Below are 15,716 nucleotides of genomic sequence, written 5' to 3' on the forward strand. Positions count from 1 at the left end.
CGCCTTATCGCTACATCCCACCGGTCCCACACTGGACCTTGGCTCGGTTAAGGCGCCTGAGCGCCTTATCTTCCGCTGCTCCCTCCTCACCGCCGCGTTAAGGCTTCCCTCCGCCTTATTCCCTTGCCACCGGCTCCACTGGCGGACTGGGCTCGGCTAAGGCGCCTGAGCGCCTTATCTTCCGCCGCTCCCTGCTCACCGTCGCGTTAAGGCTTCCCTCCTCCTTATCGCCATCCCAACTTCGGAACCGGTGGGTCACGCCCCCCTCACCCGTTCGCGGTACGACCTCCCTCCCCTAACCTCCTCCAAAAACCGAACAATCCCGCTTGTCCCCACGCATTTGTTCGACTCTGCGATGGCCATTTTTTGCTGCCAAAAATGCCTATACAGCCATATACAGCAGCGGTAACGCTTACATTTTTGTGATAACTCTCACATCTATTGTCGAGTTTTAAAATTCGTGTTATTCTATATTTACTTTTACCTGAGTACAAGTGGCGTATCTACAGCTTGATTTCTCTCGATTTTCACGCTGCTTTCGAGGGGATTTTTTTATATACAGCCTATTTTACCCGGTGAAGCTATGCAGCAGTTAAGTCCTGGAACCCCAGGTAAACGCTGCTTTCAACCGGGTTCACATGCATCATCTATGCATAATTATTCATTATCCCATGCAGGAGGTGGAGGTCAGTCAACTGACCGCATAACCATGAACCAAGCCATGATCCAAGAAGGACGCTTCGAAAATCTGCTCCTGACCGAGCATGACAGCTGCGGCATCATCTGTTTGATCGAAAAGAACGGGAAACCCTCCCGCGACAACATCCAAAAAACGATTAATGCCCTCGTCAAGATGGAGCATCGTTCGGGATTCATCAATGGTGAAGGCGACGGCTGCGGCATTCTGACCGATATCCCCCGCGCCCTATGGGAAGCCAAGCTCAGCCAAGCGGGCCTCGACGGCCAGCTGGCCTACGCGCCTCACTTCTCCGTGGCCCATATCTTCGTGCCGCGGAAGCTGGAGCAGACCCCTGCCCAGATTCAGGCGGAGATTCGCCGGATGTTCGCCGACCGTCAAGTGGACATCATCCTCGAGCAAGAGAACCAGGTCGATAACCGGGTGCTCGGCCCCAACGGCCTGAACGACGAGCCGCTGTTCTGGCAGATCGCCGCCCTCTGCAACAAGCAGGAGGCGAAGACCGCTGACCATCTGTTCGAGCTGCATATCGCCATCGAAGAGCGTTTTTATGTCCATGTGGCCTCGCTCAGCAATGTGACCGCCGCCTACAAGGTAATGGGCGCCGCCAGCATTTTGCCCAAGTACTTCAATGATACCCGCGATCCGCTGTTCGCCGCCCAGGTGACCATCGGACACAACCGGTATTCGACCAATACCCAGTCCAGCTTCTTCCGGGTGCAGCCTTTCTCGCTCCTGGGCCACAACGGGGAGATCAACACCATCAAGAAGATGCGTCTGGAGGCCGAGATGATCGGCGTTCCGCTGGTTGACGGCGGCTCCGACTCCCAGGATATGAACCGGACGCTCGAAACCTTCATCCACCGCTTCGGCTTGACCCTGTTCGAGGCCATGGAGCTGGTGTTCCCGCCGATCCACAGCGAGATGAAGCAGCTTCGACCGGAGCTGCAGGATCTATACGTCTATTTCCGCCAGATCTGGGGCCACTTCAACCAGGGCCCGGCCGGCATCGTCTCCCGCTACGACAACGAGTGCCTGTTCAGCGTGGATGCGCTGGGCCTGCGTCCGCTGTGGATGGTGGAGAGTGACACCACCCTTTATTTCTCCTCCGAGCAGGGCGTCATCACCGTCGGCGACATGGTGGCGGATCCGAAGCCCATCGCTCCTGGCGAGAAGGTGGGCGTCGTCCTGACTCCGGGCGAGCATATTCAAGTAATCCCCTACACCGAGCTGCAAAATATGGTCCTCGACCGCACCCGCGGACGCGTGGAGCTGACCGGGCTGCGCCGCCACCTGACCGGCGGGCCGCAGGTTCTGACATCCGATGAAGTGTTCTCCGAAGAACATCCGGATGTGTCGGATTCCGTCTACAGCGCCTTCGGCTGGGACCGCGAGGGGATCCAGAACATTGAGACCACGTCCGAGACCGGCGCCGAGCCGATCCGCTCCTTGGGCCATGACGGCCCGCATGCGGCTATCAACGGGGAGCGTCAGAACATTCCGGACTACATCAAGGAGAGTGTCGCCGTCGTCACCAACCCGGCCATCGACCGGGACCGCGAGATGGAGCATTTCTCCACCCGTGTGGTCGTCGGCCCCCGTCCAGCCCTGTACAACCAGCCGGCGCAGCCGGACCAGACCCGTCTGGAGTTGCTGTACCCGATGCTTCTGGAAGGCAACAACGGCAAGGATAGCCTCGACATCCTGCACCAGCCTTCCCTGGAGCAGCTGATCACGACCTTCCGCCAGCACGGCGAGCAGGCGGTGGCGACCTTGTCCGTTACCTTCGCCCGCGGCACCAGCCTGGCCGAAGGACTCGACAGCCTGGCACAGCAAGCCGTAACCGCCGTGCAGAACGGAGCCCAGCTCCTCATCCTGGACGACTCGGAGGCCCACCAGAACGACCGCCTGTGGCTCGACCCGCATCTGGCCGTGTCCAAGGTGGACATCGCCCTCCGCGGCGTCAAGCTGGGCAGCGGCGACAACCTGCGCCGCCGCACCTCCATCGTGCTGCGCTCCGGCGCCATCCGCAACCTGCATGACATTGCCGTCGCCTGCGGTCTCGGCGCAGACCTGCTCTCGCCGTACATCCTGTTCGCCACCGCCTCCGCCAAGAGCGGCGCGGGAGCGGCTCACAAGGTCTTCACGGCGCTGTCCAAGGGTCTTGAGAAGGTCATCTCGACCATCGGCACCCACGAGCTCCGCGGCTATACCCGCTTCTTCTCCTCCATCGGCTTGAAGCCGGAGGTGGCGGAGGTGTTGGATATCATCAACTATCTGGGCTCGGAGAAGGCCGGCGCCGGCTTCGCCAAGCTGGAGGCCGACGCGGAGGCCCGCTATGCGGACTTCACCAACCCGAAGGCCAAGGCGGCCCGGAACTTCCACTTCTTCCAGCGCATGTGGAAGGCCCTGAACGAAGCAGCCGCAGGCACCGCTCCGTACAGCGACTATCGCGACAAGCTGCGCGACGAGGAGAAGAAAAATCCGATCTCCATCCGCCATATCGCGGAATTCGATTATGAAAAGTCCCAGAGCGAAGGCCGCAAGCCGCTGCAGCCGTCCGAGGTGGATATCTCCATCGGCGGACACAGCCTGCCCATGCTGATCGCTTCCATGTCCTTCGGCTCCCAGAACGAGACCGCGTTCCGGGCCTACGCCGAAGCCGGCGAGCGCCTGAACATGGTCACCATGAACGGCGAAGGCGGCGAGATCAAGGATATGCTGGGCCGCTACAAGCGGACCCGTGGCGCCCAGGTCGCCTCCGGACGCTTCGGCGTCAACGTGGAGCTGGCCAACGCCGTGGCGTTCCTGGAGATCAAGATCGGCCAGGGCGCCAAGCCGGGCGAAGGCGGTCACCTGCCGGGCTCCAAGGTAACGGCCAAGATCGCCGCCGCGCGGAACGCCACCATCGGCTCCGACCTGATCTCGCCGTCCAACAACCATGACATTTACTCCATCGAGGACCTGGCCCAGATCATCTCCGAGCTGAAGGAGGCCAGCGGCCGCAAAGCCAAGATCATCGTCAAGGTTCCGGTCGTACCGGGCATCGGCACCATCGCCGTAGGCGTGGCCAAAGCGGGCGCGGACGTCATCACCCTGTCCGGCTTCGACGGCGGCACCGGCGCGGCGCGGATCCACTCCATCACCCACGTGGGCCTGCCGACCGAGATCGGCACCAAGCTGGCGCACGTGGCCCTGATTGAGGCAGGCTTGCGCCACAAGGTGGAGATCTGGTCCGACGGCGGCCTGAAGTCCGGCGCGGATGTGGTGAAGATGGTCCTGCTCGGCGCCAACCGTGCGGGCTTCGGCTCCATCGCCATGCAGTCCATCGGCTGTACCACCTGCCGCGGCTGCCATCTGGATACCTGCCACGTGGGCATCGCTACCCAGATCGACTCCATGGAGGAAGCCGAGGAAAAAGGCCTGCGCCGCTTCGTGCCGCGCGTCTACGACACCGCCGTTGACAGCCTGGTCCGCCTCTTCGGCAGCATCGGCGAGGAAGTGCGTGAGATCGTGGCGGAGATGGGCTTCAAGTCTCTGCAGGAGATGGTCGGACGCTCCGACCTCCTGAAGCAGTCCGCTGCCCATGACGCCATCGACCTGTCCGACCTGTTCCGCCCGGCTCCGCTGTCCTTGGCTGCCGCTCAGGCGGCCCGCGCCAACGACGAAGCCGCCGTGTCCTCCGACATCCGGATCGCAGCCGGAGCCGAGGGCCAGGCCATGTTCCCGGATCAGCTCCAGTTCCACTCCGCCATTCTTCGCCAGTGGAAGGGCATCGATGCGGAAACCCGGATCCTCGGTACCCGCTTCTCCAGCCACCGGGTCCGCGACCGATTCGACGGCAGCTACGACCAGCTGCCGGATGTGCGCCTGACGCTGGCCGGGGGCTCCGTGCCGGGTATCGGCCTGGCAGCCTTCAACGCCCGCGGCGTGAACATCACCGTCGAAGGCGGCGCCGAGGACGGCCTCGGCAAGATGTCCTTCGGCGGCAAGGTAGCCATCCTGAAGGCGCCCGGCAAGAACGGCGTCTACATCAATGGCTCCGTGGGCAAATCCTTCGGCTATGGCGCCCAGAAGGGCCTGTTCCTGATCCAGGGCGGCGCCGACTCCCGCGCATGCATCCGCTTCTCCGGCGCCGACGTCGTGTTCGGCGGCGAGCTGACGGGTCCGCTGCAGGATGAGCTGGGCTCCATCGCCTCCCGATCCAACCTGAAGGGCTTCGCCTTCGAGTACATGACCAACGGCCGCGCCGTGGTCCTGGGCGACCCGGGCCCCTGGATCTGCGCCGGCATGACCGGCGGTGTCATCTACCAGCGCCTGAATCCGGAGCTGGGACTCGACACCGCTGCCATCGAGCGCCGGATCGCCAAGGGGGCCAAGGTGAAGATCGAGCCGGTGGGACCGAAGTCCAAGGCCGATCTGAACGAGCTGCTCGGCGCTTACCGCGACGAGCTGGCGTCCCACGGTCAAGCCGATGCCGCGGCGAAGATTGACGTGCTCTTGGCCGACCTGGACACCCACTTCGTCCGCATCGCTCCGGTCAATCTCCAGGCCGACCAATCGGTGGCCACGGAATAATCGCCATACACAAAAACGGTTCGCACCCGCCGGGAATCCGGCAGTGCGAACCGTTTTTTTAGTTCCCGTAGAAACGGGGAGTGAGCAGTCTCATTGCTTTTCGGAGCGCCTCCGGGTCAGACCCCGTTTGACTCATCCGGAGCAAGTCGGAGATATCCAGCCGGTTGTCCCGGTTATAGTCCTTGGAATGGTTGGCCATGGACAAGCTTCTCCCGGCGGCCGCCCTTCCATAGGCTCCGGTCGCCGCCGTAGACAGAATCTCGAAGGAGCCTGCGGCTCCCGGCTCCAGGGATTCGCGAAGGCGCAGCTTGACGGCAGTGCCGTAGAGGGAATGGCCCCCGGACATCAGATCGGACAACCGGCTCCGGACGGAGCCGACCGTGACATAGATGTGCGACGGATCGAAGGCGGTCAGCTCCTCCGAGAAGATCAGGTTGACGCTCCGGCCGTCATCTAGAATCTGCGCGGCCGTCAACTCCGGACCGACGGAAAGCCGGCGGATATGCAGGCGGTAGACCGACGTGCCGTTCGGACCGGCAACCCGAAGCATGTAGGAGTTGTCCCCCACTTGCAGAGTCAGGGAGGAGGGATTCAGCGCCTGGCCGTCATACCCGAGGAGAGAAGCCCCGGAAGGAAGCGTGACGTTGACATCCGATTGATGGTAGAGAACCGTCGCCGTAATATCGTATCTCAAGACGTCGGGTCCGCTTACGGCCCCGTCCACGAGAAGACCGTTCAGCTCCGACGGACTGGGGGTCTGATCCAGATCTCGTCCCACCCATACGAGGGCGGTCCCGGCTCCGGACGCATTGGAGCCCTGGAAGAAGAAGCTGTCCCACCCGCGGAACGGAGCCATCGGATCCGGCACGTATTGGTATACGCCCGTCACATTGGCCTGCAGAAGGGTGCCGAAGAAGGGTCCCGTCCCACTCTGCACTTGATACGCAGCCAGAGTAAGCTCCGGGTTCAGAATGCGGAGATCCAGGATGCCCCCGGCCGGACTGACTTCGTATTGTCCCCCCTTGACGTTCACCCCAGGCAAGGTGCCACCTCCGCCTGTGTTCGCCTTAACGTCTGCATACTGGATCAGGAAATCGTTATAGCCGACCTCCAGCAGCCCGAAGGGATACATGCCGGTCAGCGCCGGATTCGTCAGCCCGTACACCGCGAAGCTGACCGGTATACCCGCGGGAAGCGTCTGCTGGTCCGACAGGAAGAGCATCATAATCGTGCCGTCTTTGGCCACAGACGCCGGATGGGTTCCGTTCACGTAGATCTGTGTCCGGTCCAGAACCGCCGGCATCTCGTAACCGCTAGGCAGGATGATGCCGATTCGTTCGTTCGGCAGATGCCCCTTCCGGAGGATGGCGCTCCATTCGGCCCGAACGCCGGCTGCCGATCCCCGGTTATCGGAGAGGAGGATCGGATTGTAATCTATCATCACGCCGACCTGGCGGAGTGACTTGTTGCGGTTCGTCGAGATGTCGAAGGCACTCGTCATGATCGAGTTGGGATTGATCAGTGCGCCGGGGACGAAGGTGATCGTCTGATCCGTATCGGCGGCCAAACCACCGGCCGGAACGAAGATCTTGAGCGCATGATCGTTCAGCCCGATCACGGCCGCCGGCATCCCATTCAGCAGGATGGCGGGCTGGTTCGGATTGCTCAGCAGCCGGTTGTCCTCCCCGAAGTTGATCCGGAACTGCTGGGGCACCGCGACATGGATATAATCCCACTCCTGCAGGGCTGAGGGAGAGTTCACGGTAAACACCAGTTTATTGGTAAGGTTGGAGATCAACCCAGCCGGCTCTGCCGCAAGGGATGCCGACAGCTGCTGAGGATTGGAGCCGTAATGGACCTGGATATCGGTGGAGAACGGGAACGCCGGATTCGCATACCAGAACAAGGTGAAGGGACGCCCCGCGTTCCATGGATTCTGGAGCTTGACGCCCGTAACGCCGTTCAAGAGGATATTCACATGCGTATACTTCGAGAGACTCTCCGGAGCCGTCAGCTTAATCACATGGCGGCCGCCTATGCGCGTCACCTCATAGTCCGCTTCATGGCTGACCGCGTCGAACACCATGGGCAGGGTCGTATCATTGGCTGTCTGGTCCAGCGTGAATTCGCCGGGGATGCTCAAGTATAGCGGGCTGCCTGCGGCCAGGTCCTCCTGCAGCTCGATGTCCCAATCAAGCTCCGCCGGGCTCAGAGCCTCGTAAGTAGACAGCGTCACAGTTATGGGAGCACCGCTCGCCTTCGCTTCCGGAACGGTACAGAAGAAGAGCGCTGCCGCCGTCAAGCCGCACAGGAGCCAGACCATAGGGCCGGATAAGGCCGTCAATCGGTTCCGAGAGATCAATGAATTCTACCACCTTTGTCGACAATTCGTGCAATTATATTCCATTATAGTAGAATTTCCTGCAGGATAGGGCACTCTTCACAAAAGCTACATACCTCCTTTCGGCAGCGCAATCCGTCAAATAGGTCTTGTCTCCGGCGGCTTTTGATGTAGAATGGTTCTAGATACCCAATTCGTTACAATGGAGGCGTTCGGTTTGGATTTTGCAATCGAGGATATGAATGCCCTGGCCATCGTGGTCGCGGCATTGCTATATTTCTTCATCGGCACCGTCTGGTATTCGCCCGTTCTGTTCGCTCAGGCCTGGATGAGAGAGACCGGCAAGACGAAGGAGGAGCTGAATCCGAATCCCTTCATCTACATCCTGATCTTCATTCTGACCGTTATTGCGGCCTTCTCCATGGCTTGCGTCTTCGAGATCTCCGGCCTGACGGGGCTGGTACCCGGCTTGTTCGCCGGTCTGGTCTCCGGTCTCGCGCTGGCCGCCGCCACGGCCATCACCATGATGTTCAACGATTACCGCCGGTACAAGCTGTACCTGATCAACGTGGGCTACCATCTGGTATCCTTCACGGTGATGGGCGCATTGCTGGGACTCTGGAGATAGCGAGGCGGCCCGGCCAACGGCAAGAAGACCTTCCGGGCCCTTGTTCCTGGGCTTCCCGGAAGGTCTGTTTACAGCGGAACGAACATATACTTCTTCCATTCGGTTGTTCGGAAGAAAGCGTGCGCATGAACCTTTTTAAGGAGGTCTTATCTTTTGAAAACGTCCAAAATCTTGCAATGGGTCAGCGGCGGATTGGAAGCTTTCCTGGCCATCCCCGTAATCGGCGGTATCTTCATCGTCTCCTTATCGTGGACTCCACTGGCCGCCATGCTGGTACTCCACATCATCACCCTCGTCTTCTGCTCGCAGGAGTACGAGAACAAGACGGGAAGCATTCTCGGCATCGTGACGTCCGTGCTCGGCTGGATCCCCTTCGTCGGCTGGATCATGCACGTGGTGACGGCCGTCATCCTGATGGTGCAGGCGTCCCGCCGGCGCTAATAGGCTCTCTTTTACTTGGAGAATGCTTCGATGAACTGGATGACGGCCGGTCCGAGCAGCACGATGAAGAGCGTCGGGAAGATAAAGAGCACCAGCGGGAACAGCATCTTGATCGGCGCCTTCATCGCCTCCTCCTCCGCCCGCTGCTTGCGCTGCTCCCGAGTCTCCTGCGATTGGACCCGCAGCACCTGCACGAGGCCGATGCCCAGCTTCTCCGCCTGGAGAATGCTGGCGATCAAGAGCTTGATCTCGTCCAGCTGCAGCCGCTCCTTCACTCCCTGAAGAGCCTCCCGGCGGGTCTTGCCCAGCCGGATCTCCTCCAGGCACCGCCGGAATTCCAGGGCCAGCACGCCGTCGGACCGGGAGACCAGCTTGCCCAGGGCCGCATCGAAGCCCAGCCCCGCCTCCAGACTCACCGTCAGGAGGTCCAATACGTCCGGAAGCTCGCGCAGCACTTGTTTGCTGCGCGTTTTTATTTTGACGGAGAGGTACCAGGACGGGAGAAGGGCGGCCCCTGCCAGACCGGTCAGCGCCGAGGTGAACAAGCCGCCCGGACCTGCCCCCAGCAGCAGGGTGTAGCCGCCGAACAGCACCGGCAGCCCCAAGATCAGGGCGGTCTGCAGCATCCGGTATTCCACCGGTCCCATACCCCAGGGACGTCCGGCCTGCAGGAGCCTCCTCTCCAGCCCCCGCAGCCGGTCCCCTTCCCCCGCACCGCCGGATAGACGGCGTCCGGCCTTGCGCTTCCACAGCCTCCAGACCGCCAGCATTCCTCTGCGCAGCATGCCGGACAGGCCAAGCTTCGGCCGGTCCGCCGTCGCCTCCTCCGCCGCTTGCCGGGCGGCCTGAAGGCCCGCCCCTCCATCTCCCACCAGCGCCAGCCGGCGCTTCACCTGATGCCTCCGCTCCACAGGAAGCAGCATCACCGTATACGCCAGCAGCGTCACGGTCAGAAAGAACAGCAGGTACAGCAAGCTCTACACCTCGATTCGGGTCAATTTGCGGACCAGGACGAAGCCGATGGTCCCCGAGACGGCCCCTGCGCCAAGCATCATCCGGCCGACGGGGTGACGGAACAGGCTGCCGATGTACGAAGGCTCGATCAGATAGAGCAGGAAGGCCAGAACTACGGGCAGAAGCCCGATGACCATGCCCGACATCCGTCCTTGCGCGGTCAGCGTGCGGATCTGGCGCTGGATCTTGTTGCGGTCCCGGATCGTCTGGACGATGGTCTCGAGGATGGTGGCCAGGTTGCCGCCGATCTGCCGCTGGATCAGAATCGACTGGATCATGAGATCCAGATCGTCGCTCGGCATACGCTCCTTCAGGTGATGGAGCGCATCCTCCATGGTGGAGCCGTACTGCATCTCCTTCAACACCTGCTCCATCTCGTCGCGGATGGGATTCTCCGACTCCTGCACCACGGTCTTCAGCGCTTGAGCGAAGCTGAAGCCGGCCCGCAGGCTGCCGATCACCGTGGTGATCATGTCCTGCAGCCCGTCGTTGAAGGCGTTCAGCCGTTCCCGCTCCTTCTTCCTCACGTACCAGCGGGGCATTCCGTAGCCGCCCGCCGCTCCGGCCAGGAAGAGCACCCCGCTGCCGGACAGGAGATACAGGAGCCCGCCGGCCAGCGCCGCTGCGATCCACTGGAAGAGGACATATTCTTCGGGATGCAGGGCCAGCCCCGCACGGGCCAGCATAAGCTCCAGCCGCTCCCCCTTCTTCTTCGTCAGCACCTTGTCCCGGACGGTCATCTTGTACAGCTGGAGCTGCACCATCAGGTTGAAGCCTCTCCGGGAGAGCTTCTTCTTGTCGTTCACCTGGAGATAGCGGTTCAAGCGCTTGTTCAGCTTCCGGTCGGACAGGAGGAGGAGCTGAAGAACGGCGGCGAAGATCAGGAAGCTGGAAAAAGCGAACAGGCCGATGATCGCCGCCTTCATCCGAAATCACTCCCATCGATGAAGACCGTGGCCGGGATATGCAGACCCGAGGTTTCCAGCCGCTCATAGAACTTGGGCCGCACGCCGGTCGGCACCAGCCTGCCCGCCACCCTGCCGTTCTCGTCCAAACCGGTCTGCTCGAAGGCGAAAATATCCTGCAGCACGATCACCTCCCCTTCCATCCCCTGGACCTCCGTAATGTTGGTGATCTTCCGGGAGCCGTCCTTCAGACGGGTCTGCTGAATGATCAGGTCGATGGCCCCGGCGATCTGCTCCCGGATGGCCCGGACGGGCAGGTCGATGCCCGCCATCAGCACCATGGTCTCCAGACGGGAGATCATGTCCCGGGGACTGTTGGAGTGGCCGGTGGCCAGCGAGCCGTCATGCCCCGTATTCATGGCCTGCAGCATGTCCAGAGCCTCTCCGCCCCGCACCTCGCCGATGACGATCCGTTCCGGACGCATCCGCAGGGAGTTGCGGACCAGGTCCCGGATGGAGATGCCGCCCTTGCCCTCAATGTTGGGCGGACGGGATTCCAGGGAAACCACATGCTCCTGGGACAGCTGGAGCTCCGCCGCATCCTCGATGGTGACGATCCGCTCATCCTCCGGGATGAAGGAGGACAGGACGTTCAGCGTGGTGGTCTTCCCCGAGCCGGTGCCGCCGCTGACGAAGATATTCAGCCGGGCCTTCACGCAGGCTTCCAGGAAGACGGCCATCTCGGCCGTGACCGTACCGAACCGGATCAGATCGTCGATCCGGTAAGGGTCCTTGGAGAACTTCCGGATGGTGACGGTAGGTCCCTTCAGCGCCAGCGGCGGAATGATGGCGTTCACCCGGGAGCCGTCCGGCAGACGGGCGTCCACCATGGGGCTGCTCTCGTCGATGCGCCGGCCGATGGGGGCCACGATCTTGTCGATGATGTTCATGACGTGCTCCTGATCCCGGAACTGGACGCCCGTCAGCTCCAACCGGCCTCCCCGCTCCACGTAGACCTGGTAAGGGCCGTTCACCATCACCTCGGATACCTCGGGATCCAGCAGCAGCGGGTTGATGGGGCCGAAGCCCGTCATCTCGTTGACCAGCTCCTCGATGACCTTCTTGCGGTCGATGGCGCCACGGAAGCTCTCGTCCTCCTTCATGATCTCCACCGCCATGGCGTCCAGCTTCGGGAGAATGGACTCTACCGGCTCGTCCTTCAGCTCGTTCAGCACCTGCTTGTGCAGGCGGTTCTTCAGCTCCTGGTGCTTGGTCAACCGTACGCTCTCCGCCGTCTTGACCTTCGAGAACTGCTCCGGCTTGCGAATCTCGCGGAAGGCCGCCATCAGATCCTTGCGGAGGGGGACCCGCGCCGGTCCGGACACCGCAGGGGCGCCCAGGGCTCCGCCGGCTGCCTGCCCTTCCTGCTCCGCCGCCTCCCCCTCCGCCGGCTTCCCGTCCCGGTCCGCGGATTGGGCTTGGCGGGCTTGAATTTTGCCCAACAGACTCATGCTTGTCGCCTCCTCTAGAACATGGACGTGGTGCCCTTCGCCTTGGCCTTGCCGAACAAGCTCTGCAGGAGCGACGGCTGCTTCGGCTTGAACAGGGCGATCTCCCGGCGGGAGATGAGCTGCTCGGCCATCTTGAAGATGGACTTGGCCACATCGGTCTTGGCGCTGTTCAGCACGAACGGGACCCCGATGTTAATCGATTGGGCCACGGTCTGAAAATCATTGGGGATATACAAGGGCTGCTCCACCCCCAGAATATCCGCCACATCCGAAGCCTTGATGACACTCTCCATGGTGGAGCGGTTGACGACCACCTGCGCCTTGTGGCGAAGGCCCAACAGCTCCAGCGTCTCCAGCATCAGCCGGGTATTCTTGATGGCCGTCATCTCCAGGGTGGTCAGCACGAACACCTGGTCCGCCTTCTCGATCAGCGCGAGGCTCGTCTCGTGCAGACCCACTCCCGTATCCGCGATGACGTAATCGTGCTGCTGGAGGAGCAGATCGCACACCCGGTCGATGACGGCGGGCGTGATAAGCTCCGCATGCTCCGGCCGCTCCGGCGCCGCCAGCACCCGGACTCCGCTCGTGTGATGAATCAGATAGCTGGCCAGCGTATGCCGGTCCATGCCGTCAAGGGCGTCCACCACATCCTTTACCGTGAAGCTGGGGTGGAGATCCATGGCCAGGCCGACGTCCCCGAATTGGAAATCTCCGTCCAGCACGCTGATCTTAAGACGGTTGTTCTTGGACAGGGCCACGGCCAGATTGACGGCCGTCACCGTCCGTCCGATTCCGCCCTTGGCGCTGGCCACGGCGATCATCTCTCCCCGTCCGGCGTGTACGCCCCGGATGTCCTCCGCTTCCGCGTTCGGCACAGCTCATTCCTCCCTTACTTATCCCGGTTGATCCGGGTATGGAGAGCCAGGCTGATGGCTCCCTGCTCGTCCGCGTTCACCAGGCTGACCAGCGCCTTCGGCAGCACCTCCAGGGTGGCCGAGCTGTACTCGGCATAGACGGTGTCCTTGTCCGCCTCCACCATCCGCCGCCCGATGGCCAGCACCCGGATGTTCTCCAGGAGCAGCACCGAAACGGCAGGCTCGTTTCCCTTGGCCGGCGGCGTGTAGATAACGTCCACCAGATCCTCGGGCTCGATCAGGTTCGAGACGGATTGGACGAAGTTGACGCCCACCGATACGGCCCGGTAGCCCTCCTTGACCTTGCGTGAGACGAACAGGGCCTCGTCCTTCTCCTCGGTCAGCCGGGTGGAGAGCAGCGTCTCCCCGGGCGCCAGATCGGCCGACGCCATCTTTCCTTCGGCCTCCGACACGGTCTTCACCGCTTGGGGATGCAGGCCCAGCTTCGGCACCTGAACCACCTCCAGCATGCCCGCGCTGATCCGCTGGTCCTTCTTGATGGCGCCTTTGGCGGCGACGACCTCCACCAGGTTCTCCCCGGCCAAGGACGCCTCGTCAAAGCGCTTCATATATCCGAAGAACAAATAGGTGGTGCAGGCGCCCATCAGAAGCGCCAGGATCAGGATGATTTTGGCTCTCATAGCTCGCTTCACCTACTCCGTCAGTCTGATCGTGTATGTCCCCCGGTTCACCGCTCCCGGCTTGGCCGTCCCCGTATCCGCCCGCTTGATGAACATGCCGGTGATGTACGTATCTCCGGATTTCATAGGCTGGGTGATATAGAAGGTGGCGAAGCCCGTAATCTGCACCCGCTTCAGCTGGTTGCTGCCGTACTCCACCGGCTTGTAGACGGGGATCAGGATCATCCGGCTGCAGTCCCGGTGGCTCGTATCGCCGGGGGTGTAAGGGCATTGGTCCAGCCGCAGCTGGACGCTGTCCCGGGTCTTGCCGGCGATGTTGCCCGTCTGGGTGTCGATGACGTCACCGACCGACAGCTGGTTTTTGTACCCATACTTCATGTTGTCCTCATAGGTTGCGGAGCCGGTGCCTCCCAACGCCAGTACGCCGAAGTTGCCGGAGCTGACCTCCGTCTGGTCCACCTTCAGCTTGTATTCCTTGTAGTAGGTCAGCTGGATGGCCTCATCGATGCCTAACGGAGCCGCTCCCGTGGCCGCGCCCATAACGGCCAGCTCCGCCGCTGCCTTCGCTTCCACCGTCGCCGTCCGGAATCCGAACAGGCCGGAGAAGCCCAGGCGGACCTCCTTGGCCAGCCGGACGCCCACCTTGCTGCCCATGACGACGCTGGTCTCCCGCAGACTCGCCGACTCATCCTGCTTGGCAAGCACCTCCTGAGCCACCTGCAGCACGGAGGCCTCGGTCAAGGTCAGATTCTGGGCGGCGGAGAGGACGGCAGCGTCGGCCGCTTTTTGCAGGCGGGTCTTGGTCACGAAGAGGGTTCCCCCGTCCGTTACCAGCCCTGCCGCAGCGAGAAGCACGGTCAGCGCCAATCCTGCAAAAGCCAGCGTACTCCCTTTCTCGCTCCCCGCCGCCTCCTGAATACGCCGGGCCCACGGGCCGAGCACGGTTAACCCTTTCATCGGGTTCCCCTCCTTCTGTCGGAATATCTCTTGCCCGGACTCATTCCACCCGGATGGTGGAATCGGCCGTCACCACCGGCGCTGGGAGCACCCGGGAGAGGAAGGGGGTCGCGAAGCCCACCGGATATTCCAGCGTCACCTTGACGTATTGTCCGGAGGTGCGGGTGGCCTGGGTTGGGCTGATGGTGATCTTCAGCTTGGCCGGGTCCCCCAGATGCACGTACCCTCGGGCGAAAGCAGTGATCTCCGCGTCCGTCTTCCCCAGCCCGCCCAGCCGGACCGTCTCCTGCGCAGCCATATTCAAGTGCATATAGCCGTACATGACCCGGCCGAAGTCCACGATGCCGCAGACCAGGAGCAGCAGGAGCGGCACCAGGAGTGCGAATTCAGTCAAGGACTGGCCTTGCTCCCCGCGTATGCTCCTCATTAGGTCAACCACCCGCTTCCCCACACGGACAGGAGGGCGCCGGCCGCAATCGCCACTCCGTAGGGCAGCCCTGCAGCGTCGGCATTCCGTCCTGCCGTCAGCGGCAGCCGGACGCCGTACCGGAGGCTGTAGGCAACAATGGCCGCCCACTTCAGCTTGCCGAGCGCTCCCTTGCGGAAAAGCAAGAACATGACGGCCATCACGCCCCCCGCCAGCGCCATGTAGAGGGCGGCCACCCATACGAAGGCGGCCCCCTTGCACAGTCCGACCAGCCCCAGGAGCTTCACGTCGCCCGCCCCCATGCCGCCGGCCAGATACGGCAGGAGCAGGATGCCCATTCCCGCCGCCAAGCCGGCCAGCCCCGATACCAGGCCGCCCCAGCCGGATTCGGCCAGGTGGAGCGCCAGTGCCGCAGCCGCAGCCGGAAACAGCAGCTTGTTATAGATTTTGCGCGTTCTTATATCCGTTACGACGCTGACCGCCAGCGCCGCTGCCAGCAATCCGTTCAGCCACATGGCGTCACCGCCCTTTCGCGTTCTGCCGGGCAGAATGCCCGCTTGCTTCCCGGTCTCCCTGGTCTCCCCGGTCTCCCCCGTCCGCAGGTTCAAAAAAAAGGCCAGCGCCTGAAGACGCGCTTGACCCTTTTTGGGAGATGCCGATGA

Annotated in this window: 12 protein-coding genes; 3 read left to right on the forward strand and 9 right to left on the reverse strand. The window is 62.3% G+C overall.

Annotated elements, in window-relative coordinates:
- Window positions 1-721: 721 nt before the first annotated feature.
- Entirely contained in the window at window positions 722-5,275 is a 4,554-nt protein-coding gene (locus ACSEXW_RS18905; RefSeq protein WP_438447731.1) for a glutamate synthase-related protein, read from the forward strand.
- Between the two features lie 58 nt (window positions 5,276-5,333).
- Here ACSEXW_RS18905 and ACSEXW_RS18910 read toward each other — a convergent pair whose 3' ends face one another.
- A complete protein-coding gene (locus ACSEXW_RS18910) occupies window positions 5,334-7,637 on the reverse strand; it encodes a hypothetical protein (protein ID WP_438447732.1) in 2,304 nt (767 codons plus the stop codon).
- 196 nt (window positions 7,638-7,833) lie between these two features.
- Between ACSEXW_RS18910 and ACSEXW_RS18915 the strand changes: the two genes are divergently transcribed.
- Together ACSEXW_RS18915 and ACSEXW_RS18920 are read left to right on the forward strand one after the other, a co-directional pair.
- Window positions 7,834-8,244 carry a DUF1761 domain-containing protein gene (locus tag ACSEXW_RS18915; protein ID WP_438447733.1) on the forward strand — a complete coding sequence of 137 codons (411 nt, stop codon included), beginning with the start codon at window positions 7,834-7,836 and terminating at the stop codon, window positions 8,242-8,244.
- A 153-nt stretch (window positions 8,245-8,397) separates the two neighbouring features.
- On the forward strand, window positions 8,398-8,685 hold the full coding sequence (locus ACSEXW_RS18920) for a hypothetical protein (RefSeq protein ID WP_438447734.1): 288 nt from the start codon (window positions 8,398-8,400) through the stop codon (window positions 8,683-8,685).
- 11 nt (window positions 8,686-8,696) lie between these two features.
- On the opposite strand, the gene ACSEXW_RS18925 is transcribed toward ACSEXW_RS18920, so the two are convergent.
- The 8 genes from ACSEXW_RS18925 to ACSEXW_RS18960 all read right to left on the reverse strand — a co-directional run bounded on the left by ACSEXW_RS18925 (window position 8,697) and on the right by ACSEXW_RS18960 (window position 15,662).
- On the reverse strand, window positions 8,697-9,659 hold the full coding sequence (locus ACSEXW_RS18925) for a type II secretion system F family protein (RefSeq protein WP_438447735.1): 963 nt from the start codon (window positions 9,657-9,659) through the stop codon (window positions 8,697-8,699).
- Window positions 9,660-9,662: 3 nt separating this feature from the next.
- The gene (locus tag ACSEXW_RS18930) at window positions 9,663-10,625 is read right to left on the reverse strand and encodes a type II secretion system F family protein (protein WP_438447736.1); all 963 of its coding nucleotides are present in this window, start codon (window positions 10,623-10,625) and stop codon (window positions 9,663-9,665) included.
- The gene (locus tag ACSEXW_RS18935) at window positions 10,622-11,950 is read right to left on the reverse strand and encodes a TadA family conjugal transfer-associated ATPase (protein WP_438447853.1); all 1,329 of its coding nucleotides are present in this window, start codon (window positions 11,948-11,950) and stop codon (window positions 10,622-10,624) included. The genes ACSEXW_RS18930 and ACSEXW_RS18935 overlap by 4 nt, the downstream gene beginning before the upstream one ends.
- Window positions 11,951-12,129: 179 nt before the next feature.
- A complete protein-coding gene (locus tag ACSEXW_RS18940) occupies window positions 12,130-12,990 on the reverse strand; it encodes a CpaE/TadZ family protein (protein WP_438447737.1) in 861 nt (286 codons plus the stop codon).
- Window positions 12,991-13,004: 14 nt separating this feature from the next.
- Window positions 13,005-13,670 (reverse strand): Flp pilus assembly protein CpaB, encoded by a 666-nt coding sequence (gene cpaB, locus ACSEXW_RS18945; RefSeq protein WP_438447738.1) that lies wholly within the window; start codon window positions 13,668-13,670, stop codon window positions 13,005-13,007.
- Window positions 13,671-13,682: 12 nt separating this feature from the next.
- Window positions 13,683-14,627 (reverse strand): pilus assembly protein TadG-related protein, encoded by a 945-nt coding sequence (locus ACSEXW_RS18950; RefSeq protein ID WP_438447739.1) that lies wholly within the window; start codon window positions 14,625-14,627, stop codon window positions 13,683-13,685.
- Between the two features lie 40 nt (window positions 14,628-14,667).
- Complete coding sequence (locus ACSEXW_RS18955) at window positions 14,668-15,054, reverse strand: TadE/TadG family type IV pilus assembly protein (RefSeq protein ID WP_438447740.1); 387 nt, start codon at window positions 15,052-15,054, stop codon at window positions 14,668-14,670.
- Window positions 15,054-15,662 (reverse strand): A24 family peptidase, encoded by a 609-nt coding sequence (locus ACSEXW_RS18960; protein ID WP_438447741.1) that lies wholly within the window; start codon window positions 15,660-15,662, stop codon window positions 15,054-15,056. Before ACSEXW_RS18960 ends, ACSEXW_RS18955 begins: the two co-directional genes overlap by 1 nt.
- Window positions 15,663-15,716: the final 54 nt, after the last annotated feature.

It is taken from the genome of Oryzibacillus soli, assembly GCF_051594765.1.
GTDB lineage: Bacteria > Bacillota > Bacilli > Paenibacillales > NBRC-103111 > Paenibacillus_AR.